20 protein-coding genes and 2 tRNA genes are annotated in these 21,350 nt (G+C 60.5%); 9 read left to right on the top strand and 13 right to left on the bottom strand.

Annotated elements, in window-relative coordinates; genetic code table 11:
- Positions 1–33: 33 nt before the first annotated feature.
- The 7 genes from JAO85_RS08325 to JAO85_RS08355 all read left to right on the top strand — a co-directional run bounded on the left by JAO85_RS08325 (position 34) and on the right by JAO85_RS08355 (position 5,883).
- Positions 34–110: transfer RNA gene (locus JAO85_RS08325), tRNA-Pro, on the top strand.
- A gap of 137 nt (positions 111–247) precedes the next feature.
- Positions 248–1,990: a type IV-A pilus assembly ATPase PilB gene (gene pilB / locus JAO85_RS08330; protein WP_039049614.1), complete on the top strand. Its 1,743-nt coding sequence runs from the start codon at positions 248–250 to the stop codon at positions 1,988–1,990.
- 24 nt (positions 1,991–2,014) lie between these two features.
- The gene (locus JAO85_RS08335; RefSeq protein ID WP_003062193.1) at positions 2,015–3,232 is read left to right on the top strand and encodes a type II secretion system F family protein; all 1,218 of its coding nucleotides are present in this window, start codon (positions 2,015–2,017) and stop codon (positions 3,230–3,232) included.
- Positions 3,232–4,101, top strand: coding sequence for an A24 family peptidase (locus JAO85_RS08340; RefSeq protein WP_003062192.1), 870 nt, complete (start codon positions 3,232–3,234; stop codon positions 4,099–4,101). The genes JAO85_RS08335 and JAO85_RS08340 overlap by 1 nt, the downstream gene beginning before the upstream one ends.
- 3 nt (positions 4,102–4,104) lie before the next feature.
- Positions 4,105–4,731, top strand: coding sequence for a dephospho-CoA kinase (gene coaE, locus JAO85_RS08345; RefSeq protein ID WP_202787876.1), 627 nt, complete (start codon positions 4,105–4,107; stop codon positions 4,729–4,731).
- A gap of 87 nt (positions 4,732–4,818) precedes the next feature.
- Positions 4,819–5,574: a cell division protein ZapD gene (zapD, locus tag JAO85_RS08350; RefSeq protein ID WP_046461085.1), complete on the top strand. Its 756-nt coding sequence runs from the start codon at positions 4,819–4,821 to the stop codon at positions 5,572–5,574.
- Positions 5,575–5,673: 99 nt separating this feature from the next.
- Entirely contained in the window at positions 5,674–5,883 is a 210-nt protein-coding gene (locus JAO85_RS08355; protein WP_039049611.1) for a DNA gyrase inhibitor YacG, read from the top strand.
- A 117-nt stretch (positions 5,884–6,000) separates the two neighbouring features.
- On the opposite strand, the gene JAO85_RS08360 is transcribed toward JAO85_RS08355, so the two are convergent.
- The 4 genes from JAO85_RS08360 to secA form a co-directional block, all read right to left on the bottom strand.
- Entirely contained in the window at positions 6,001–6,471 is a 471-nt protein-coding gene (locus tag JAO85_RS08360) for an NUDIX domain-containing protein (RefSeq protein ID WP_052052682.1), read from the bottom strand.
- Between the two features lie 12 nt (positions 6,472–6,483).
- Positions 6,484–7,419 carry an ATP-binding protein gene (locus JAO85_RS08365; protein ID WP_202787975.1) on the bottom strand — a complete coding sequence of 312 codons (936 nt, stop codon included), beginning with the start codon at positions 7,417–7,419 and terminating at the stop codon, positions 6,484–6,486.
- A gap of 297 nt (positions 7,420–7,716) precedes the next feature.
- Positions 7,717–8,946 carry a bifunctional glutamate N-acetyltransferase/amino-acid acetyltransferase ArgJ gene (argJ, locus tag JAO85_RS08370; protein ID WP_039049609.1) on the bottom strand — a complete coding sequence of 410 codons (1,230 nt, stop codon included), beginning with the start codon at positions 8,944–8,946 and terminating at the stop codon, positions 7,717–7,719.
- Between the two features lie 347 nt (positions 8,947–9,293).
- On the bottom strand, positions 9,294–12,053 hold the full coding sequence (gene secA, locus JAO85_RS08375; RefSeq protein ID WP_003062180.1) for a preprotein translocase subunit SecA: 2,760 nt from the start codon (positions 12,051–12,053) through the stop codon (positions 9,294–9,296).
- Positions 12,054–12,368: 315 nt separating this feature from the next.
- Here secA and JAO85_RS08380 point away from each other — a divergent pair, with 315 nt between their 5' ends.
- On the top strand, positions 12,369–12,674 hold the full coding sequence (locus tag JAO85_RS08380) for a hypothetical protein (protein WP_003062178.1): 306 nt from the start codon (positions 12,369–12,371) through the stop codon (positions 12,672–12,674).
- A 56-nt stretch (positions 12,675–12,730) separates the two neighbouring features.
- On the opposite strand, the gene JAO85_RS08385 is transcribed toward JAO85_RS08380, so the two are convergent.
- The 6 genes from JAO85_RS08385 to petA all read right to left on the bottom strand — a co-directional run bounded on the left by JAO85_RS08385 (position 12,731) and on the right by petA (position 17,026).
- Positions 12,731–12,806 (bottom strand) — tRNA-Thr (locus JAO85_RS08385).
- Positions 12,807–12,890: 84 nt separating this feature from the next.
- Positions 12,891–13,409: a ClpXP protease specificity-enhancing factor gene (locus JAO85_RS08390; RefSeq protein WP_034357512.1), complete on the bottom strand. Its 519-nt coding sequence runs from the start codon at positions 13,407–13,409 to the stop codon at positions 12,891–12,893.
- 99 nt (positions 13,410–13,508) lie between these two features.
- Positions 13,509–14,120, bottom strand: a complete 612-nt coding sequence (locus JAO85_RS08395) for a glutathione S-transferase N-terminal domain-containing protein (RefSeq protein WP_003058564.1) — start codon at positions 14,118–14,120, stop codon at positions 13,509–13,511.
- Between the two features lie 100 nt (positions 14,121–14,220).
- Positions 14,221–14,976: a cytochrome c1 gene (locus JAO85_RS08400; protein ID WP_003062174.1), complete on the bottom strand. Its 756-nt coding sequence runs from the start codon at positions 14,974–14,976 to the stop codon at positions 14,221–14,223.
- A gap of 17 nt (positions 14,977–14,993) precedes the next feature.
- Positions 14,994–16,409, bottom strand: a complete 1,416-nt coding sequence (locus JAO85_RS08405; protein ID WP_202787877.1) for a cytochrome bc complex cytochrome b subunit — start codon at positions 16,407–16,409, stop codon at positions 14,994–14,996.
- Between the two features lie 14 nt (positions 16,410–16,423).
- Positions 16,424–17,026 carry a ubiquinol-cytochrome c reductase iron-sulfur subunit gene (gene petA / locus JAO85_RS08410; RefSeq protein WP_003062170.1) on the bottom strand — a complete coding sequence of 201 codons (603 nt, stop codon included), beginning with the start codon at positions 17,024–17,026 and terminating at the stop codon, positions 16,424–16,426.
- 149 nt (positions 17,027–17,175) lie between these two features.
- Between petA and mscL the strand changes: the two genes are divergently transcribed.
- Positions 17,176–17,610 carry a large conductance mechanosensitive channel protein MscL gene (gene mscL / locus JAO85_RS08415; RefSeq protein ID WP_003062168.1) on the top strand — a complete coding sequence of 145 codons (435 nt, stop codon included), beginning with the start codon at positions 17,176–17,178 and terminating at the stop codon, positions 17,608–17,610.
- 158 nt (positions 17,611–17,768) lie between these two features.
- Here the strand turns inward: mscL and pdxA are convergent, their stop codons facing one another.
- The 3 genes from pdxA to JAO85_RS08430 form a co-directional block, all read right to left on the bottom strand.
- The gene (pdxA, locus tag JAO85_RS08420; RefSeq protein WP_080771220.1) at positions 17,769–18,827 is read right to left on the bottom strand and encodes a 4-hydroxythreonine-4-phosphate dehydrogenase PdxA; all 1,059 of its coding nucleotides are present in this window, start codon (positions 18,825–18,827) and stop codon (positions 17,769–17,771) included.
- Between the two features lie 71 nt (positions 18,828–18,898).
- Positions 18,899–19,651, bottom strand: coding sequence for a Nif3-like dinuclear metal center hexameric protein (locus JAO85_RS08425; RefSeq protein ID WP_202787878.1), 753 nt, complete (start codon positions 19,649–19,651; stop codon positions 18,899–18,901).
- Between the two features lie 103 nt (positions 19,652–19,754).
- Positions 19,755–21,080: an MFS transporter gene (locus JAO85_RS08430; protein ID WP_202787879.1), complete on the bottom strand. Its 1,326-nt coding sequence runs from the start codon at positions 21,078–21,080 to the stop codon at positions 19,755–19,757.
- Positions 21,081–21,350 lie beyond the last annotated feature (270 nt).

The following is a 21,350-nucleotide window of genomic DNA, read 5'->3' on the forward strand; positions in this document are numbered from 1 at the left end:
AGGTGCACCACGGTGTTCGACAAACAAAGCCTGCGGGGTGTAGCTTAGCCTGGTAGAGCGCTACGTTCGGGACGTAGAGGCCGGAGGTTCGAATCCTCTCACCCCGACCAATCTCATTTTTGTCGCAGTTTCTTGCGCCATGTTCAATGACGCGGCATTGACGCATGCATGCGCGCCTGGCGACCTGCCGTTTGCCACAACAAGAATGGTAGGATAGATCCTCTACTCCCCTCCCAGACTTGGATACATGGCTGCTGCCGACACTCTGCAAAAGAACACTCCTGCGCCCATTGCCATCCCAGGTTTGGGCAGGGCCCTGATTTCTGCAGGAAAGGTTTCGCAGCAAGCCGCCGAGAACGCAGCCAAGAAAGCCGCCACAGGCAAGACCCCGTTCATCACCGAGCTCAGCCAGTCTGGTGAAATCAGCGCACTGGAAATTGCCGAAACCATTTCCATGATGTTCAGCACTCCGCTGCTGGACCTCAACGCCATCGACGCCCAGCAACTTCCGCGCGAACTGCTGGACCCGAAAATCAGCAACGCCTATCGCGTGCTGGCACTCAGCAAGCGCGGCAATCGGCTCACCATCGCCACGGCAGACCCTACTCAGCAGGAAGCAGCCGAGCAGATCAAGTTCACGACTCAGTTGCTGGTGGACTGGGTGGTTGTCGAGGCCGACAAGCTGCAAAAGCTCGTCGAGCAGACCGGCAAGAGCGTCAGCGAATCCCTGGACTCCTATTCCAGCTCAGGAGACTTCGACTTTGACGACGTCAAGATCGAGGATGCCCCCGAGGAAAAAGACAATGCCGTCGGCGCCGAGGTCGAGGATGCGCCGGTCGTCAAGTTTCTGCACAAGATGCTGCTGGACGCCTTCAATATGCGCGCGTCCGACTTGCACTTCGAGCCCTACGAACACAATTACCGCGTGCGCTTTCGTATCGACGGCGAGCTGCGCGAGATTGCCTCTCCCCCGATTGCAATCAAGGACAAGCTGGCTTCGCGCATCAAGGTGATCTCGCGCCTGGACATCTCGGAGAAACGCGTTCCGCAAGACGGCCGCATGAAGCTCAAGGTCGGCCCTGATCGCGTCATCGACTTTCGTGTCAGCACCTTGCCCACGCTGTTTGGTGAGAAGATCGTGATCCGTATTCTGGACCCGAGCTCGGCCAAGATGGGCATCGATGCCCTAGGCTACGAGCCCGAGGAGAAAGAGCGCCTGCTCAAGGCCATCAACCGCCCCTACGGCATGATTCTGGTTACCGGCCCCACGGGCTCGGGCAAGACCGTGTCGCTCTACACCTGCCTGAACCTGCTCAACCAGCCGGGCGTGAACATTGCCACCGCCGAAGACCCTTCCGAAATCAACATGCCCGGCGTCAACCAGGTGAATGTGAACGAGAAGGCCGGCCTGACCTTTGCCGCAGCGCTCAAGTCCTTTCTGCGCCAGGATCCGGACATCATCATGGTCGGCGAAATCCGCGACCTGGAAACCGCCGACATCTCGATCAAGGCCGCCCAGACCGGGCACCTGGTGCTGTCCACGCTGCACACCAATGACGCTCCGACCACGCTGACGCGCATGCGCAATATGGGCATCGCCCCTTTCAATATTGCCTCCAGCGTGATTCTGATCACCGCCCAGCGTCTGGCGCGACGCCTGTGCGCGCAGTGCAAGGAACCCGCCGACATACCGCACGACGCCCTGATCGATGCCGGCTACGACGAAGCCGAACTCGACGGCAGCTGGGTCAGCTACAAGCCTGTCGGCTGCCCTGCCTGCAACAACGGCTACAAGGGACGTGTCGGTATTTATCAGGTGATGCCCATCAGCGAAGAGATTCAGCGCATCATCCTGCGTGACGGCAGCGCCCTGGAGATTGCCGCACAGGCCAAGGCCGAAGGAGTACGCTCTCTGCGCGGCTCGGGCCTGCATAAAGTCAAGCTGGGTCTGACCTCACTCGAAGAAGTGCTGGCGGTCACCAACGAATAAAACCAGTATCAGTGAGGGAACGCCATGGCAAGCGCAGCGTCCAAGGGAATCAAGGAATTTCTCTTCGAGTGGGAAGGCAAGGACCGCAACGGCAAGATCGTTCGCGGCGAGACTCGTGCCGGCGGAGAAAACCAGATCCAGGCCATGCTGCGCCGCCAGGGCGTGACTCCGTCCAAGATCAAGAAGCGCAGGACCCGCGGCGGCAAGAAGATCAAGCCCAAGGACATTGCGCTGTTCACGCGCCAGCTGGCCACCATGATGAAGGCCGGCGTGCCGCTGCTGCAGTCTTTCGACATCGTGGGCCGGGGCAACACCAACCCCAACGTCACCAAGCTGCTCAACGACATCCGCTCCGATGTGGAAACCGGCACTTCGCTGAGCGCCGCCTTTCGCAAGTTTCCGCTCTACTTCAACAGCCTCTACTGCAACCTGGTGGAGGCCGGCGAGGCCGCAGGTATTCTGGAGTCGCTGCTGGACCGTCTTGCCACCTATATGGAAAAGACGGAAGCCATCAAGTCCAAGATCAAGTCGGCGCTGATGTACCCCACATCGGTCATGATCGTGGCCTTCGTCGTGGTGACCGTGATCATGATCTTCGTGATCCCGGCCTTCAAGGAGGTCTTCACCTCCTTTGGCGCCGACCTGCCCGCGCCCACGCTGCTGGTGATGGGCATCAGCGATTACTTTGTCCAGTACTGGTGGCTGATCTTCGGCGTGCTGGGCGGCGGCATCTATTTCTTCATGCAGGCCTGGAAGCGCAACGAGCGCGTACAGCAGTTCATGGACCGCACCATACTCAAGCTGCCCATCTTCGGCGTGCTGATCGAGAAGTCCTGCGTGGCCCGCTGGACACGTACGCTGTCCACCATGTTTGCCGCCGGCGTGCCGCTGGTCGAGGCGCTGGACTCCGTGGGAGGCGCCTCGGGCAACTACCTCTACAAAAACGCCACCGACAGGATTCAGTCGGAAGTCTCCACGGGCACCAGCCTGACCGTGGCCATGGCCAATGCCAATATCTTCCCTTCCATGGTGCTGCAGATGTGTGCCATCGGCGAGGAATCAGGCGCCATCGACCATATGCTGGGCAAGGCAGCCGATTTCTATGAAAGCGAAGTCGACGAAATGGTGGCGGGCCTCTCCAGCCTGATGGAGCCCATCATCATCGTCTTCCTGGGCACCTTGATCGGCGGCATCGTGGTGTCCATGTATCTGCCTATCTTCAAGCTGGGTCAAGTGGTCTGATGATTTCCGAACTGGTGTTGAATGCCGCTGCCGGCGGCGTGCTGGGCTTGCTGATCGGCAGCTTTCTGAATGTGGTGATCCACCGCCTGCCTCTGATGATGGAGCAGGAATGGCATGCCGAAGGTGCGCAATGGGCCGAGGAACAAAAGGACAAGGGCGCCAGAATCGAGCTGCCGCCGGCCAAGCCCGCCATCACGCTGAGCCAGCCTCGTTCGCGCTGCCCGCATTGCGGCCATCAGATCGCCTGGTACGAGAACATTCCCGTGCTCAGCTATCTGTTTCTGCGCGGACGCTGCGCCGAGTGCAAAACCCCCATCAGCCTGCGCTACCCTGTGGTTGAACTGGTCTGCGCCGCGCTGTTTGCCTTCTGCCTGGGCCGCGACGGCCTGACCGCCACCGGCTTTGCCTGGTGCGGCTTCAGCGCGGCGCTGCTGGCGCTTGCACTGATAGACTGGGACACCACGTTCTTGCCGGACTCCATCACTCTGCCCCTGCTCTGGGCCGGCCTGATCGCCTCCGCACTGCAGTGGACCAGCGTGCCTCTGCAACAATCGCTGTGGGGCGCCGTCGCAGGCTATATGTCGCTATGGCTGATCTTCTGGGCCTTCAAGCTGGCAACGGGCAAGGAAGGCATGGGCTACGGCGACTTCAAGCTGTTTGCCGCACTCGGTGCCTGGTTTGGCTGGCAGGCACTGGTGCCCATCATTCTCATGGCATCGGTCGTGGGCGCCGTCATCGGCATTGCGCTCAAGATCAACAGCAAGCTGCGCGAAGGCGGCTATGTGCCCTTCGGCCCTTTTCTTGCCGGCGGCGGTTTCGTCAGCCTGATCTGGGGCCCGCAGGCGGTGCTCAGCTTTGCAGGCCTGTAAGCCATGAAAGTCGCACCTAAGCGCTCACCATTCAGACTGGGGCTGACGGGCGGCATCGGCAGCGGCAAAAGCACGGTAGCAGCCAGGCTGCAGGCATGCGGCGCAACGCTGATCGATGCCGACCATATCTCGCGCAGCCTGACGGCAAGCGGCGGCATGGCCCTGCCCCTCATCGCTCAGGCTTTTGGTGCCGATCTGATCGACGCACAGGGCGCCCTCAACCGCGCCCGCATGCGCGAGCTGGTCTTCGCCGATCCGTCCGCGCGCCAGCGCCTGGAAGCCATTCTCCACCCCCTGATCGCCGAGCAGACCCGTCAGCAGCATGAAGCGGCCGTGGCTGCGGGCAGCAAGCTCATCGTGCACGACATTCCGCTGCTGGTCGAGTCCGGCCACTGGCGAACACGCCTGGATGGCGTGCTGGTCGTGGACTGCCGCGAGAGCACGCAGACAGAGCGCGTCATGGCGCGCAGCGCTCTCACACGCGAGGCCGTGCAGGCCATCATCGACGCCCAGGCCACGCGTGCCCAGCGCCTGGCCACGGCCGACTGGGTCATCTATAACGATGACGGGGTCACAATCGGAACTCTCCACGCATATACCGATCAAATCGCTGCATGGTTCGGGCTATGATGCAGACCATGGCTTGGCCTGTGCGTGTGATCGCCGCATGTGCACGTTGACCGCTGATTCCTGTGCACCCCGAGGAGCCCAGCAAACGTGATCCTGTACGAATATCCTTTTAACGAGCGTCTGAGAACTTATCTGCGTCTTGAGCAGCTGTATCGCCGTTTGCGCGAGCTGCTGACCCGCGCGCATTCGGTCGATCATCATTTCGCCCTGATCACCATCTTCGAGATCATGGACGTGGCCTCGCGCAGCGATCTGCGAGCCGACGTCATCAAGGACCTGGAGCGCCAGAAGCACCTGCTGGACGTGTTGCGCGACAACCCCGATATTTCCCAGCACATGCTGCACCAGGTGGCGCGCCAGGTGGAGAGCTGCTTTGCCACCATCAATGCACAGACCGGCAAGACCGGCCAGGCGCTGACCGAGAACGAATGGCTGATGTCCATACGCAGCCGTGTGGGCATACCCGGCGGCACCTGCAGCTTTGACCTGCCGGCCTATCACGCCTGGCAGAACCTCGATCCGCGCTACCGCCAGCGCGACCTCGAAGACTGGGCCGGCGAGCTGACCCCGCTGGGTCAGGCGCTTGAGCTGATCCTGCAGCTGCTGCGCGAAACCGGCATTCCCCAGCGCGTGGTGGCCGAGCAAGGCGTGTTCCAGCAGGCCATGCCGGCCGGCCGCAGCTTCCAGCTGCTGCGCCTGCGCATAGACCCGCATCTGAATCTGGTGCCGGAGATCAGCGGCAACCGCCTGCTGGTGTCGGTGCGCCTGCTCAAGCTGGCCCATGGCAGCAAGCCCCAGCCCTGCAATGACGACGCCACTTTCGAGCTCACGCTCTGCGCATAAGTCCCCGGCAGTCTTCTCGTCCCGATTGAGCCGCACATTGCGGCTCAATGGCTTTCAGGGTCGGCCACCCGTGTTTTCCAGCTGTGATACATCTACGCCATGAGCACTGACAAGCAATCCCCCACCATGGTGACATGCCCGACCTGCGGCGGCCCCAGCGTTTTTTTGCCCAGCAACAAATTCCGCCCCTTCTGCAGCGAGCGTTGCCGCAATATCGACCTGGGCGCCTGGGGCAATGAAGAATTCCGCGTTCCGGCTCAGACGCCTCCCGAAGATGCGCCGTTTGGTGATCCACGCACGGAAAACTAAGCGAGGCAGCAAAAACAAGAGCGCCTTGCACCTGGCATGTCTTGATTTCAACTTGATTGACCAAGAAAATCGAGGTTCAACCAGCGCAAGGCGCTCTTTATTTCAGAGCATACCGTTTCAGGCCAGAGGCTGCTGCGCCTCGTAATGGCTCTGATCAAAGACCAGGCCGCGCTCCTCGCTCAGCCATTGCAGCACGGGATAGGCACCGGGCAGGACGGGGTGCACATCGAGCGGCAACTGCTGCCAGGCCATTTGCTGGCCCTCGCGCATCTCGAACTCGCCCGTCCATTCCGTCACCTTGCACCAGTGCAGACGCACCAGCGCATGCGGGTAGTCATGCTCGGTCACCTTCCAGGCATGGGCCTGGCCAATGGTCACGCCCAGCTCTTCGATCAGCTCGCGGCGCAAAGCCTGCTCCACGCTCTCGCCGGCCTCCAGCTTGCCGCCAGGAAACTCCCAGTAGCCCGCATAAGGCTTGCCTGCAGGGCGGCTTGAAATCAGCAGCGCCCCATCGGATTCGCGCAACAGCACGCCCACGGCCACTTCCGTGTGCTTGCGCTGCGCCTGTGTTTCAGCAGTCACTTCCACAACACTCTTTCTTCATTCCAGGTCTGCTTCTTCAGCCAGACCGTCCACATCTTCAATGCGCTTCTTGACCGTCACGGGGCGCTCGTTGCGGCCCGCGTAGTCGCGCGCGAACTGGTGGGCCACACGGCCGCTGCGCGAGCCGCGCTCCAGCGCCCAGACCAGGGCTTCGGGTCTGGCCGCCTCGATGGTGGCCTGGTCCATGCCCAGCGCAGACAGCCACTGCGCCACCACGCGCAAATACTCGTCCTGGCTGAAGGGGTAGAAGCTCACCCAGAGACCGAAGCGCTCGGACAGGGAGATTTTCTCCTCCACCACCTCGCCGGGGTGGATCTCGCCGTTCTCGCCTTTTTGCTGCGCCAGGTTGTCCATCATGTACTCGGGCAGCAGATGGCGGCGATTGCTGGTGGCATAGACCAGCACATTCGGCGTGGCCGCGGAAACCGAGCCATCCAGCATGGATTTCATGGCCTTGTAGCCGGGCTCGCCCTCTTCAAAGCTCAGATCGTCGCAATAGATGATGAATTTCTCGCTCCGGCCGGCGACCACGTCGACGATGTCGGGCAGATCGGTCAGATCGGCCTTGTCCACCTCGATCAGACGCAGGCCCTGGGGCGCAAAGCTGTGCAGGCAGGCACGGATCAGCGAGGACTTGCCCGTGCCGCGCGCACCCGTCAGCAACACGTTGTTGGCCGTGCGACCGCTGACGAACTGCTCGGTATTGCGCGCAATCTTTTCCTTTTGCACGTCGATGTTCTGCAGATCGGACAGCTGCATGGCGCCCACATGGCGCACCGGCTCCAGCACGCCGCAGCCGTTGGCGCGCTTGCGGTAGCGCCAGGCAATCGCCGCATCCCAGTCGGCGGGTGCCTGCAGGGGCTGGGGCAGCACGGACTCGATGCGCTGCATCAATTGCTCGGCACGCTCGACCAGGCGCTCCAAAGGGTTCATCACATCTTGCACGACCAGATCTCCATGTTTTTATAGCTTCTTGCGCTTGCTTAATCTTGATTTCAGAATAAAAAGCAATCAAAACTCAATATAGACAATCGCAAGAAGCTCCTGAAATTGAAGCACACGCAGTCGCCTGCGAGGCATGAGGCTGGCGCGGCCCAAGCCAGAGATACCGAGCAAGAGCCGCCTCGCAGCGAAGGTATCGTCCCCCTCCCGATGCAACGCATCGAGAGAGGGGGAAGGCGCGTTGCCCAGGCGGAACCGCCTAGGCAACGCGCCTCAGGGGGTGATCATTTACGACCGGTAATCAGCGTTGATCGTCACATATTCGTGACTCAGATCGCAGGTCCATACCGTTTGCGCGGCATCGCCACGACCCAGCACCACGCGCACCACGATCTCCTGCTGCTTCATCACGCGCTGACCGTCTTCTTCCTTGTAAGAAGGATTGCGGCCGCCGTCGACCACCACATGCACATCGTCCAGGTACAGATCGATCCTGGTCTGGTCCAGGTCGGCAATGCCGGCATAGCCCACAGCGGCCAGGATGCGGCCCAGGTTGGGGTCGGAAGCAAAAAAGGCCGTCTTGACCAGGGGCGAGTGGGCAATGGAGTAAGCAACCAGACGGCACTCTTCCTCATTCTTGCCACCCTCGACCTTGACGCTGATGAACTTGGTGGCGCCCTCGCCATCGCGAACAATGGCCTGCGCGAGCTTTTGTGCCACTTCCAGCAATGCGGCCTTGAGCTGCTCGCCTTCGGCGCTGGAGAGCTCCTTGATCTGGGCGTTGCCTGCCTTGTGGGTGGCGATCAGCACGAACGAGTCATTGGTGGAGGTGTCACCATCGATGGTCACGCGGTTGAAGGAGCCGTCGGCCAGCTCCTTGACCAGGGGCTGCAGCAGCTCGGGTGCGATCGCCGCATCGGTAGCCAGAAAGCCCAGCATGGTCGCCATATTGGGGCGGATCATGCCCGCGCCCTTGCTGATGCCGGTGATGGCAACCGTCTTGCCGCCAATGCTGACGCTGCGGCTGAAAGCCTTGGGCAAGGTGTCGGTGGTCATGATGCCTTCGGCAGCCGTGGCCCAGTTATCCGCCTTGGCAGCAGCAATGGCCTTGGGCATGCCCGCCACGATGCGGTCCACGGGCAGCTCTTCCATGATCACACCGGTGGAAAAAGGCAGGATCTGGCCTGCGCTCAGATCCAGCTCCTTGGCCAGAGCCGCGCAGGTGGCGCGGGCATTGGCCAGACCGGCGGCGCCGGTGCCTGCATTGGCATTGCCGGTGTTGATGACCATGGCGCGGATGCCGGTGCCGGCCGCCAGATGCTCGCGGCAGATCTGCACGGGAGCGGCGCAGAAACGGTTCTGGGTGAACACGCCGGCCACCGAGGCGCCTTCGTCGAGCAGGAACACCGTCAGGTCCTTGCGATTGGCCTTGCGCACGCCGGCTTCGGTAACGCCAATGCGAACGCCATTGATCGCCAGCAGATCAGCGGCGACGGGAGCGGAAAGATTCACGGACATTTCTGTATGTTCCTGAGGAAAGCCTCCCCCTGAGCCGCTGCACGGCTTCCCCCTGAGGGGGACGACATCTTCGCCGCGAGGCGGCTCTTGCTCGATGTCTCCGGCCAAGAGCGCGCCCCGTGCAGCAGCCTAGGGGTCGAAAGTTAAAACGTTCCCCATTATCGGAACAATCAAGCCGACCTCAGGCTTTACTGGCATTGCCCGAGTAAAAAGCCAACGCACAAATGCAAACACGGGCCAATGCCCGTGTTGTAAATGCAGCTTGAGACGCACTACCCAAGCCAGAGCCATCCTCACGGCTGGGCCGTGAGTTCCCCTTGGAGCAAGGCGCCAAGCGCCTCAGGGGGTCAGGACAGCTTGCCGTGGCAAAGCTTGAACTTCTTGCCGCTACCGCAAGGGCAAGGGTCGTTGCGGCCCACGTGCACGCCCTCGGGCATGGCCAGAGGCTCGGCCAGCATCACGTCGTCCTCGATGCTCATGCCTTCGGTTTCCGAGGGCGAGGCATAACTCATGTGCTCCAGGCTCTGCGCACCGCGCTCGTTCATGGCGACGGCGGCTTCGTCCATCTCTTCGCGCGAGCGGACCTGGACCGTCATCAGTACGCGGGTGACTTCGGTCTTGACCTGATCGATCAGCTGGCGGAACAGCTCGAAAGCCTCGCGCTTGTATTCCTGCTTGGGCTGCTTCTGGGCATAGCCGCGCAGGTGAATGCCCTGGCGCAGATAGTCCAGCGCGGCCAGGTGGTCGCGCCAGTTGGTGTCGAAGCTCTGCAGCAGCACGGCACGCTGGAATTGCGTGAAGTTCTCCTGGCCGATCATGGCCACCTTGGCGTCGAACAGATCGTGGGCCGCCTTGACGACCTTCTCCAGAATGTCTTCGTCGGTGATGGATTCGGAACCCGCCACGTCCTGCTGCAAGGAAAGATCGATCTGCCATTCGCTGGCCAGCGCCTTCTCCAGGCCGGGCACATCCCACTGCTCTTCCATGGACTCGGCCGGCACGTACTGACGCACCAGGTCGGTGATCACGTCCTCGCGCATCGCGGCCAGCATGCCATTCAGGTCTGTGGAATCCAGAATGTCGTTGCGCTGCTGGTAGATCACCTTGCGCTGGTCGTTGGCCACGTCGTCATATTCGAGCAGTTGCTTGCGCATGTCGAAGTTGCGTGCTTCGACCTTGCGCTGCGCCGACTCGATGGAGCGGGTCACGATGCCGGCCTCGATGGCTTCGCCTTCGGGCATCTTCAGGCGGTCCATGATGGCCTTGACTCGGTCGCCCGCGAAGATGCGCATCAGCTGGTCGTCCAGGCTCAGATAGAAACGCGAAGAGCCGGGGTCGCCCTGGCGGCCCGAGCGGCCGCGCAGTTGGTTGTCGATACGGCGCGATTCATGACGCTCGGTGGCGATGATGCGCAGACCGCCCAGTGCCACGATCTTGTCGTGGGCCACTTGCCAGTCGGCACGCAGTTGCTCGATCTGCTGCTGGCGCTCGGTCTCGCTGAGCGCCTCGTTGCTCTCGATGGCCTTGAGCTGCTTGTCGATATTGCCGCCCAGAACGATGTCGGTACCACGGCCGGCCATATTGGTGGCGATGGTGATCATGCCTTCGCTGCCCGCCTGGGCAATGATGTCGGCCTCGCGCTCATGCTGCTTGGCGTTGAGCACCTGATGGGGCAGCTTTTCGCGCGTCAGCAACTGGTCGATGATTTCGGAGTTCTCGATCGAGGTCGTGCCGACCAGCACGGGCTGGCCGCGCTCGTAGCACTCGCGGATGTCCTTGATCGCCGCATCGTACTTTTCCTTGGTGGTCTTGTAGACGCGATCGAGCTGGTCCTGGCGCTTGCTGGGCTTGTTGGGCGGCACCACCACGGTTTCCAGGCCATAGATTTCCTGGAATTCGTAGGCCTCGGTGTCGGCCGTACCGGTCATGCCCGACAGCTTCTTGTAGAGACGGAAGTAGTTCTGGAAGGTGATCGAGGCCATGGTCTGGTTCTCGGCCTGGATGGCCACACCTTCCTTGGCTTCCACGGCCTGGTGCAGGCCATCGCTCCAGCGACGACCGGCCATCAGACGGCCGGTGAACTCGTCCACGATCACGATTTCGTCGTTCTGCACCACATAGTGCTGGTCGCGGAAATACAGCTGGTTGGCACGCAGCGCGGCGTACAGATGATGCACCAGAGAGATGTTGGAGGGGTCGTACAGGGACGAGCCTTCGGCGATCAGGCCGGCATGGGCCAGCAGGCGCTCGGCCGCTTCATAGCCTTGATCGGTCAGGTAGACCTGATGGGATTTCTCATCGACCGTGAAATCGCCGGGCTTGGTCACGCCTTCACCCGTACGGGGATCGGCTTCGCCCTCCTGACGCACCAGATTCGGCACGATCTGGTTCATGGCCACGTACATGGCCGTGTGATCTTCGGCCGGACCGGAGATGATCAGCGGAGTACGCGCCTCGTCGATCAGGATCGAGTCCACCTCGTCGACGATGGCGTAGTTCAGCACGCGCTGCACGCGGTCGCCGGGCTCGTACACCATGTTGTCACGCAGGTAGTCGAAGCCGTATTCGTTGTTCGTACCGTAGGTGATGTCGGAGTTGTATGCCTGCTGCTTTTGTTCGCGCGACAGATTGGGCAGGTTGATGCCCACCGACAGGCCGAGGAAGTTGTAGAGGCGAGCCATGGTCGTGGCATCGCGATTGGCCAGGTAATCGTTGACGGTCACGACATGCACGCCCTCGCCCGACAGGGCATTGAGGTACACGGGCAGCGTCGCGGTCAGCGTCTTGCCTTCTCCGGTGCGCATTTCGGCAATCTTGCCGTAATGCAGCGCCATGGCGCCCAGCATCTGCACGTCGAAGTGACGCATCTTCATGACGCGCTTGGAGCCTTCACGCACTACGGCAAAGGCTTCGGGCAACAACTCGTCCAGCGCCTCGCCCTTGGCAACGCGGTCCTTGAACTCCTGCGTCTTGGCGCGCAATGCCTCATCGCTGAGCTTTTCGTACTCAGGCTCCATCGCATTGATGCGAGCGACTGTTTTACGGTATTGCTTGAGCAACCGGTCATTGCGGCTGCCGAACAGTTTGGTGAGGAAATTGGTGGCCATGCGTGCGAAGGCACATTGCTTTTTTGCCTGTTGCGCAAAGCAATGTGTCCAGAATCCCTTGATTGTTGGTCTTCAGATGGGGCCGTCCCTGCGGCAGTCAAGAGCCACACCCGAAATGGGTGAAAAAACCTCCTGACGCACCCCAAACAGGGACAGGACCAAAAAATGATTCTAACCGCGCAAGCCTGCCTTGGCTTTTCGCCACTCAAGAGCACGTATGGGATTGCACCGCGCGCGCAAATAGCCGGCACTGCGGCATTCATTCCCGGCTGAGCTAAGCTCGGGCTTGCCCTTGCCCAACTGTTTGCCGCTCGCATGACCATTGTTCGCCGCCATCACGCCGTAACTGCCATCAATGCCATGGAGTCTTCTCCCACATTGGCGCGCCTGGCAGCACTGACTCAGGATTCCAGCAACCGGCTCAAAGCCGTTTTACCCCTGGTTCCGCCCATGCTGCGCGCCAGCTTGCAAGCCGGCCCCATTGATGAAGACGGCTGGTGCCTGATTGTGAAAAACAACGCTGCTGCGGCCAAAGTGCGCCAATTGCTGCCGGCCATGGCGGCTCATCTGCGCACCAAAGGCTGGGCTGTCAACAGCATCCGCATCAAGGTTCAGGCCTGACAAGACCTTTTTAGAGGCAGAAAAACAAAAAAGGCCTCCGAAGAGACCTATTTGTTTGGTGCCGGTTGTCGGATTCGAACTGACGACCTACCGCTTACAAGGCGGGTGCTCTACCAACTGAGCTAAACCGGCGAAGACTGAATTCTAACGTAGAAATTCAGCCCAAAAAGAAGAATCCTGAAATTTCCCGATCTGCCGGCAAAAACACTGGCCGGACTACTTCACACGCTTGAGCGCCGGACGACCACCTGCGGGTGGCGGCGTACGAGGAGCATCATCTTCGCCGGAAGCTTCTGCTTCCGCCTTGACGGGAACCAGTTGCACCACACGCTCGGCCGAGGACTCCTCATCCGACTCCATGTCGGGCTCGGCGTCCTCCATCGATGGCGCATCGTCGTCCTCGGGGACTTCGTCCTCCTCGGGCGGGAAGGCCATGCCCTGGCCGGTCTCGCGGGCATAGATGGCCATGACGTTCGCCACAGGCACCATGATTTCCCGTGGCTGGCCGCCAAAGCGTGCCTTGAATTCAACATACTCATTGCCGATCAGCAGGCCGCTGGTCGCGTCATAGCTGATGTTGAGCACGATTTGACCATCACGCACAAACTCCATGGGCACCTGGGTGCTGCGGTCCACGCGCACGGCAATATGCGGCGTCAAACCATTGTCGGTACACCATTCAAACAATGCCCGCAGCAGATACGGACGGGTTGAAGTCGTTTCAGGGGCTGTCATCTCATTTCCTGACGAATCAAATCCAGAAGATTGCAAAGACAAAAAAGCGGGCAGATGAAGGAAAGCCCTTCAACATGCCCGCTCTGCGCTCATGTGCAATTACTTGCGCATGACCTTTTCAGAGGGAGTCAGTGCTTCAATGTAAGCGGGGCGCGAGAAAATGCGCTCGGCATACTTGAGCAGAGGGGCAGCATTCTTGGACAGCTCGATGCCGTAATAGTCCAGGCGCCACAGCAGGGGAGCAATGGCCACATCCAGCATGGAGAAGTTCTCGCCCATGATGTACTTGTTCTTCAGGAAGATGGGCGCCATCTGGGTCAGGCGGTCACGGATATGGGCACGAGCCTTCTCCAGAGCCTTTTCATTGCCCTTGACGTTGCGCTCTTCCAGAGCGCTCACGTGCACGAACAGTTCCTTTTCGAAGTTCAGCAGGAACAGGCGCACACGGGCACGGTCCACAGGGTCGCCAGGCATCAGCTGGGGATGGGGAAAGCGCTCATCAATGTACTCGTTGATGATGTTGGACTCGTACAGAATCAGGTCGCGCTCGACCAGGATTGGCACTTGACCATAGGGGTTCATCACGGCGATTTCTTCGGGCTTGCTGAACAAGTCCACATCGCGGATCTCGAAATCCATGCCTTTTTCAAACAGCACAAAGCGGCAGCGGTGTGAGAAGGGGCAAGTCGTTCCCGAATAAAGCACCATCATGGTGGAGACTCCTAAAAATCAAAAAGAGTGGGTTGCCCACGGCACCCCACTCTGCACTAACACGGTTTGGCTGCAGACAACTTCTGCACGGCGGCAAAGCCTATTTCACGTCTTTCCAGAACGCGGCATTCAGGCGCCAAGCGATAAAGATGAAGAAGGCCAGGAAAATCAACACGCCCACCCCGATACGGGTTCGGGTGTTCTGAGCCGGCTCCCCCATCCATTGCAGGTAATTCACCAGATCGCCAACTGCCTGATCGTACTGCACTGCGCTCATCTTGCCAGGAGACACCTGCTCCCAACCCTTGAAGACCTGGGTCTTAGTTCCATGGTCGTCATGCTCTTCGAAGATGGCGCGACGCTCACCCTGCAGCTCCCACAGCGCATGCGGCATGCCTACGCTGGGAAAGGCAAGATTATTCCAGCCCGTGGCCTTGGTGTCATCCCTGTAGAAAGTACGCAAGAAGGTATACAGGTAATCAGCGCCCGAGCCGCCCGAGCCGGCACGCGAGCGCGCGATCACGGTCAGGTCGGGAGGGTTGGCACCGAACCACTCCTTGGCTTCCTTTGGATTGATGGCTGCCTTCATGGTCTCACCCACCTTGTCGGTGGTGAACAACAGATTGTCCTTGATGTCCTGATCGGTCAGACCGATGTCCTTCAAGCGATTGAAACGCATGAAGGCAGCGGAGTGGCAGCTCAGGCAGTAGTTGACAAAGATCTTGGCACCATTTTGCAGGGATGCCGTGTCGCTGGTGTTGACTGGCGCCTTGTCCCAGTGGATGCCGCCTTCAGAAGCTTGCGCTGCACCGGCAATACCCAGGGCTGCAACCAGGGTCAGAATCAGTTTCTTCATTCTTGTTCTCTCCTGCTTCAGTGAGGCTTGAAGGTGACACGCTCGGGCACGGGCTTGGTTTCACCCAAGCGGCTCCACCAGGGCATGAGCAGGAAGAAGCCGAAGTAGAACAGCGTGCCGACCTGCGACACCTTCTCGCCCACCGGCGACGGAGGCTGCACCCCCAGATAGGCCAGGACGACGAAGTTCACCACAAACACTGCATACACATATTTGTGCCAGCTGGGGCGATAGCGGATCGACTTGACCGGGCTGCAATCGAGCCAGGGCAGGGCAAACAGGATAATGACCGCACCACCCATGACGACCACGCCCCAGAACTTGGCATCGATGGACAGCATCATGGCGATGGCACCCAGGGCCACGATGGCGACAGCACCCTTGGCAAAACCGGGCAGACGCGACTTGAGAATGCCGTAGCCGGCACCCAGCACCACGCAGGCGATCAGCACATACATCATCTCGCTGGTGATGGCACGCAACATCGAATAGAAGGGCGTGAAATACCAGACAGGGGCAATGTGATTGGGCGTCTTGAGCGGGTCGGCAGGGATGAAGTTGTTGTACTCCAGGAAGTAGCCGCCGAACTCGGGCGCAAAGAACACCACGGCCGAGAACAGGAACAGGAACACCGTCACGCCAAAGATGTCATGCACCGTGTAGTAAGGATGGAAGGGCACGCCATCCAGAGGGCGGCCCTTGTCATCCTTGGGCGCATTCGGGCCCTTGATCTCGATACCGTCGGGATTGTTGGAGCCCACGTCGTGCAGCGCCAGCAAATGCGCAACCACCAGACCCAGCAGCACCAGAGGCACGGCGATCACGTGGAAGCTGAAGAAGCGGTTCAGAGTCGCATCGCCCACGACATAGTCGCCACGGATCAGCAGAGCCAGATCGGGACCGACAAAGGGGATGGCGGAGAACAGGTTCACGATCACCTGGGCGCCCCAGTACGACATCTGGCCCCAGGGCAGCAGATAGCCCATGAAGGCTTCGGCCATCAGTACCAGGAAGATGGCGCAGCCGAAGATCCAGACCAGCTCACGCGGTTTGCGGTAAGAACCGTACAGAAGACCGCGGAACATATGCAGATAGACCACCACAAAGAACGCCGAGGCGCCCGTGGAGTGCATGTAGCGGATCAGCCAGCCCCAGGGCACATCACGCATGATGTATTCCACCGAAGCAAACGCCTTTTCGGCATCGGGCTTGTAGTGCATCACCAGGAAGATGCCGGTGACGATCTGGATCACCAGCACCAGCAGCGCCAGCGAGCCGAAGATGTACCAGAAGTTGAAGTTCTTGGGAGCGTAGTACTCCGACATATGGACGCGGTACGCATCGAATGCCGTCGGAAACCGGTTCTCCAGCCAGTTCATGGCCTTCGCTCCGGTTGTGGAGTTCGGGTCGATTTGCTTGAATTCGTGAGCCATTGTTCTTGTCTCCCTCAGGCTGCCTTGGTGTCTTCACCAATCAGCAGCTTGGTGTCGGACAGATACATATGTGGCGGCACTTGCAGGTTGTCCGGCGCTGGCTTGTTCTTGAACACCCGGCCGGCCATGTCAAAGGTGGAGCCATGGCATGGGCACAGGAAACCGCCCTTCCAGTCTGCAGGCAGCGAAGGCTGAGGCCCGGCGACGAACTTGTCGGTGGGAGAGCAGCCCAGATGCGTGCAGATGCCCACGACCACCAGGATTTCAGGCTTGATGGAGCGCGCTTCATTGCGCGCATAGGGAGGAGTGAACTCTTCGGGATGACGCGCCGAGGTCGGGTCTGCCAGTTCGCCATCGAGGCCGGGCAAGTCCTTGAGCTGCTCGGGTGTGCGCTTGATGATCCACACCGGCTTGCCACGCCACTCGACGGTGAGCTTCTCACCATCCTTGAGATTGGAGATATCCACCTCTACCGCAGCGCCTGCTGCTTTGGCTTTTTCAGAAGGCTGGAAGGAGCTCACGAAAGGGACGGCCGTTGCCACACCGCCCACGGCACCAGCACATGCTGACGTGATGATCCACGTGCGCTTGCTGGAGTCGACTGGAGAGTCACTCATGGATTTCCTCGAAGTACATCGCTTGATTTGGGGTCAACTGCAAATTCTAGCGGTGGGGTTATGGTTATTCCAGCCCCAGTCCGACGTTGACAACCGCCAAAGTCACGCAATACTGCGCTATCTCAAACTCTTAGTGACTGGAACTGCTTATGGGCATGATGCAAGAATTCCGCGAGTTCGCAATCAAGGGAAACGTCATGGATCTTGCCGTGGGCGTGATCATCGGCGGCGCGTTCGGGAAAATCGTTGATTCCGTGGTCAACGACCTCATCATGCCTCTGGTGGGCCTGTTCTTTGGCAAGCTGGATTTTTCCAACCTATTCGTCGTTCTGGGCACCATGCCCGAAGGAGTTCCACGCACTCTGGATGCACTGAAAAAAGCCGGCATTCCCGTATTTGCCTATGGCAACTTCATCACGGTTGCGGTGAACTTCGTGATTCTGGCCTTCATCATTTTCATGATGGTCAAACAGATAAACCGCCTCAAACGCGAGGCTCCGCCTGCACCGGAGCAAGCGCCCGCTACGCCCGAAGACATTCAGCTGCTGCGCGAGATCCGCGACAGCCTCAATCGCAAGGCCTGAGAGCGTTCAGCCCAGTGAGAAAAAGCCTGCTGACCTCCAGCAGGCTTTTTTCATGGCATCGAGCATTCGGCGCGACCCAGCACAATGCATGAATCCTTCCTGCAAGTGCCTGGATGCCTGAAGCATTGACGACTGGTGAACCCGCAGTTGAAGTCCCATCAACTCGCCAGGCTGCGGGCCATATGCACGGCTTCAAGCAGGCTGGCCTCATCGGCCACGCCCTGACCGGCAATATCAAAAGCCGTGCCATGGTCGGGACTGGTGCGTACCAACGGCAAACCCAGGGTCACATTGACGCCTTTTTCCACACCCAAATATTTGACTGGGATCAACCCTTGGTCGTGGTACATCGCCAACACCACATCGAATTCACCCGGGTGGGCCGGCGTATTTCGCGCCCGCATGAAGACCGTGTCCGGCGCAAACGGTCCCTGCACATTCATGCCTTCGGCCTGCGCTGCCGCGATCGCCGGGGCAATGATTTCGATTTCCTCACGTCCGAAGATGCCGCCCTCGCCCGCATGCGGATTGAGCCCTGCCACGGCAATACGAGGCGCGCGCCCCAGGTTCCTGCCCAGCGCCTGATGCGTGATGCGCAAGGTCTGCAGAATCTGCGGCCCGGTCACGGCCTCGATGGCCTCGCGCAGCGAGACATGGATGCTGACCAGCACGGTGCGCAACTCGTCATTGGCCAGCATCATGCGCACCGGCATCTGCTCCAGCGAAACGCCCGCATGGACGGCCGCCTCGGCCTGCAGCAGCTCCGTATGCCCAGGAAAAGTCACGCCGGCCAGATGCAGTGCCTCTTTATGCAAGGGAGCCGTAACCATGGCGGCAATCTCGCCACGCAAAGCCGCCTGCGCGGCCCAGACCACGCATTGCGCCGCGGCCTGCCCGGCAGCCGCGCAAATCCGACCATAGGGCTGAGGCCCCGCCAGCCCCGGCAGGTTCAGCAGTGCAACAGCACCCTCCGGAACAGACCAGGCTTCGCCCGGCTCATCGATCACCACCACGGGCTGGGCGATGGCCTGATCGCCGTCAGCGGCCCGGGCGGCCAGCGCTGTGGCACGGCGCAGAGTCTGCAACTCACCCACCACAAAACAGCCACGCATGGCCTGCGGCGCAGCCCGGAAGGCCTTGGCGATGATTTCAGGCCCTATGCCTGCGCAGTCGCCCTGGGTGATGGCGATGGTTTGGGTTGAAGCAATGACAGACATAGGCATCAGAGTTGCCGCAAGCCCCCTGTTCCAAAGTGCTTGCAGTCATCAAAGTGAAAGGCCGAGGCGGATCAGGCCGGGTTGTCGATATCGATGAAGCGGTGCTCCAGCCCGCACTCCCGGGCTACATGGGCCGCCACGGCCGGCGCGCCGTAGCGCTCGGTCGCATGATGGCCGGCAGCGATAAAGCTCACGCCCATCTCGCGTGCCAGATGCATCTGGGGCTCGGAGATCTCGCCGGTGATATAGGCATCGGCGCCGGCGGCAATCGCGGACTCGAAAAAGCCCTGCGCCCCTCCGGTGCACCAGGCCAGCCTGCGGATCGGCTTGTGCTCTTGCGCACCGGCCAGCGTCACCTTGCGCCCCAGCACGCTTTGCACATGCCCTGCCAGGGCGGCGGCATCGGCAAAGTCCACATCGGCCAGCCAGCCCAGGTTCTGCTCGCCAAAGGCCGCCTGGCCCCGCACGCCGAGCCTGGCACCCAGTTGCGCGTTATTGCCCAGTTCGGCATGGGCATCCAGCGGCAGGTGATAGGCAAACAGATTGATGTCATGCGCCAGCAGCAGACGGATGCGCTCCTTGAGCCAGCCCGTGATGCGACCATCCATGCCGCGCCAGAACAGACCGTGGTGCACGAAGACGGCATCGGCCCCGGCCTCGATCGCCGCCTCGATCAAGGCGCGACTGGCCGTCACACCGCTGACGATACGACGAATCTCGCCCTTGCCTTCGACCTGCAGGCCGTTGGGTCCGTAGTCCTTGAAACGTTCGGGCTGCAGCAGCCCGTTGAAAACGGATAACAGGGTGTTTCGCTCAATGCTCATGGCTCGATTGTGCCCAAGCCCGCACGCAGACCCGGCCAGCAAGGCTTTGACAGACGTAAAAAGGGCAGCTCAGAGCTGCCCTTTTTTATCAGAACAAGTGACTTCAAGCCTTCTTGGCTTGCCAGCCCTTGCAGGCCAGAGGCCAGAAGCCCATGGCCATGCCCAGCACGCCCATGGCCGCCACATAGTGGGCGGGAGCCATCACATCCACCTGCTGCCACACGGACACCAGCATCGGTGTCAGACCGCCGAACACGGCATAGGCCATGTTGTAGGAGAAGGACAGACCGGTGAAGCGCACCTCGGGCGGGAAGGCCCGCACGCCCACCACGGGCAGCAGCGAGATGGAGCCCACGAAGAAGCCCACGGTCGCATAGTTGCAGATCAGAGACGCCTCGTTGCCAGGCAGGTTCAGGTAGAACAGATAGGCCGTGGCCGTCATGCCGCCCCAACCGATGAGCATGGTCAGCTTGGTACCAATCTTGTCGGACAGCCAGCCCCAGAACACGCAACCTATGGTCAGCGTCACGGTCGCCACGGCATTGGCCTTCAGGGCCATGGCAGGTTCGATGTGGAACACCTTTTGCAGATAGGCTGGTGTGAACAGAATCACCACCACGATCGCCGTGGACAGCACCCAGGTCATCAGTGCCACGACAACGCAGGCTTCCCGGTGGTCGCGCAGGATGGTCTTGATCGGCAGTTCGCGGTCAGCGGCCTTGCGGGCCTGCAGTTCCTTGAAGATGGGGGTCTCGTGCAGAAACTTGCGCAGATACACCGACACCAGACCGAAGACACCGCCCAGGATGAAGGGCAGGCGCCAGGCCCAGTCGTGGATCTCGCCCTGGCTGTAGGTGCTGTTGAGCCACACCCCGATGATGGAGCCCAGGAAAATGCCGCCGGTAATGCCGGAGGTCAGTGCGCCGATCGCAAAGCCGTAACGCTTCTGGGGAGCATGCTCGGCCACGAACACCCAGGCACCGGGCATTTCACCGCCGATGGCAGCACCTTGCATCACGCGCATCAGCAGCAGCAGGATAGGAGCGGCCAAGCCTATGGTTTCATAAGTCGGCAGCAGGCCGATGACCAGTGTGGGCACGGCCATCAGGAACACCGACAGCGTGAACATCTTCTTGCGGCCCAGGATGTCGCCGAAGTGGGCAATCAAGATGCCGCCGATGGGGCGCGCCAGATAACCGGCCGCGAAAATGCCCAGCGTCTGCAGCTGGCGCATCCACTCCGGCAGCGAGGCTGGAAAGAACAGGCTGCCGATCACATTGGCAAAAAAGACGAACACCACGAAGTCGTAAAACTCCAGCGTTCCGCCCAGGGCCGATAAGCCCAGGGTCTTGTAGTCCTCCCGGTTCAGGAGACGATTCGGCGCTGCAGCCGGCGCGTCAGCCGATGCAGCGTGGTCAAGCGTAGTCATGGTGTTTCCTAGATCGAACAACAGGACAGCGCGGATAAGGCCGCTGATCACGGGTCAACGTGCAGTGGCAGACCGATTGCGGCGGGCTTCAGATGCAAAGCCACACCAGACTGAATTGAGCACCTTGTGGGCAGTCACTTCAGTAACGGCGGCGTAAGCGCAGTCGAAAAAACATTCTAGGGTTTCCACTCATATATCCTGGACACATAAAACTTTAGGTGCTTGCAGTCCTATAGCCATGGGCCCTGCATTCTGCAAAGCTTTGCGTTA

It is taken from the genome of Comamonas sp. NyZ500 (assembly GCF_016772095.1).
Lineage (GTDB): Bacteria > Pseudomonadota > Gammaproteobacteria > Burkholderiales > Burkholderiaceae_C > Comamonas > Comamonas thiooxydans.

What these genes read in the sequence shown, in the direction of transcription:
- JAO85_RS08355 (WP_039049611.1), top strand. Translation starts at nt 5,674, where the DNA reads ATGAGCACTGACAAGCAATCCCCCACCATGGTGACATGCCCGACCTGC.
- JAO85_RS08425 (WP_202787878.1), bottom strand. Translation starts at nt 19,651, where the DNA reads ATGAGCATTGAGCGAAACACCCTGTTATCCGTTTTCAACGGGCTGCTG.
- JAO85_RS08365 (WP_202787975.1), bottom strand. Translation starts at nt 7,419, where the DNA reads ATGAACCCTTTGGAGCGCCTGGTCGAGCGTGCCGAGCAATTGATGCAG.
- pdxA (WP_080771220.1), bottom strand. Translation starts at nt 18,827, where the DNA reads ATGTCTGTCATTGCTTCAACCCAAACCATCGCCATCACCCAGGGCGAC.
- JAO85_RS08400 (WP_003062174.1), bottom strand. Translation starts at nt 14,976, where the DNA reads ATGAAGAAACTGATTCTGACCCTGGTTGCAGCCCTGGGTATTGCCGGT.
- JAO85_RS08405 (WP_202787877.1), bottom strand. Translation starts at nt 16,409, where the DNA reads ATGGCTCACGAATTCAAGCAAATCGACCCGAACTCCACAACCGGAGCG.
- argJ (WP_039049609.1), bottom strand. Translation starts at nt 8,946, where the DNA reads ATGTCCGTGAATCTTTCCGCTCCCGTCGCCGCTGATCTGCTGGCGATC.
- JAO85_RS08390 (WP_034357512.1), bottom strand. Translation starts at nt 13,409, where the DNA reads ATGACAGCCCCTGAAACGACTTCAACCCGTCCGTATCTGCTGCGGGCA.
- coaE (WP_202787876.1), top strand. Translation starts at nt 4,105, where the DNA reads ATGAAAGTCGCACCTAAGCGCTCACCATTCAGACTGGGGCTGACGGGC.
- JAO85_RS08380 (WP_003062178.1), top strand. Translation starts at nt 12,369, where the DNA reads ATGACCATTGTTCGCCGCCATCACGCCGTAACTGCCATCAATGCCATG.
- petA (WP_003062170.1), bottom strand. Translation starts at nt 17,026, where the DNA reads ATGAGTGACTCTCCAGTCGACTCCAGCAAGCGCACGTGGATCATCACG.
- JAO85_RS08335 (WP_003062193.1), top strand. Translation starts at nt 2,015, where the DNA reads ATGGCAAGCGCAGCGTCCAAGGGAATCAAGGAATTTCTCTTCGAGTGG.
- JAO85_RS08395 (WP_003058564.1), bottom strand. Translation starts at nt 14,120, where the DNA reads ATGATGGTGCTTTATTCGGGAACGACTTGCCCCTTCTCACACCGCTGC.
- mscL (WP_003062168.1), top strand. Translation starts at nt 17,176, where the DNA reads ATGGGCATGATGCAAGAATTCCGCGAGTTCGCAATCAAGGGAAACGTC.
- JAO85_RS08430 (WP_202787879.1), bottom strand. Translation starts at nt 21,080, where the DNA reads ATGACTACGCTTGACCACGCTGCATCGGCTGACGCGCCGGCTGCAGCG.
- JAO85_RS08340 (WP_003062192.1), top strand. Translation starts at nt 3,232, where the DNA reads ATGATTTCCGAACTGGTGTTGAATGCCGCTGCCGGCGGCGTGCTGGGC.
- secA (WP_003062180.1), bottom strand. Translation starts at nt 12,053, where the DNA reads ATGGCCACCAATTTCCTCACCAAACTGTTCGGCAGCCGCAATGACCGG.
- pilB (WP_039049614.1), top strand. Translation starts at nt 248, where the DNA reads ATGGCTGCTGCCGACACTCTGCAAAAGAACACTCCTGCGCCCATTGCC.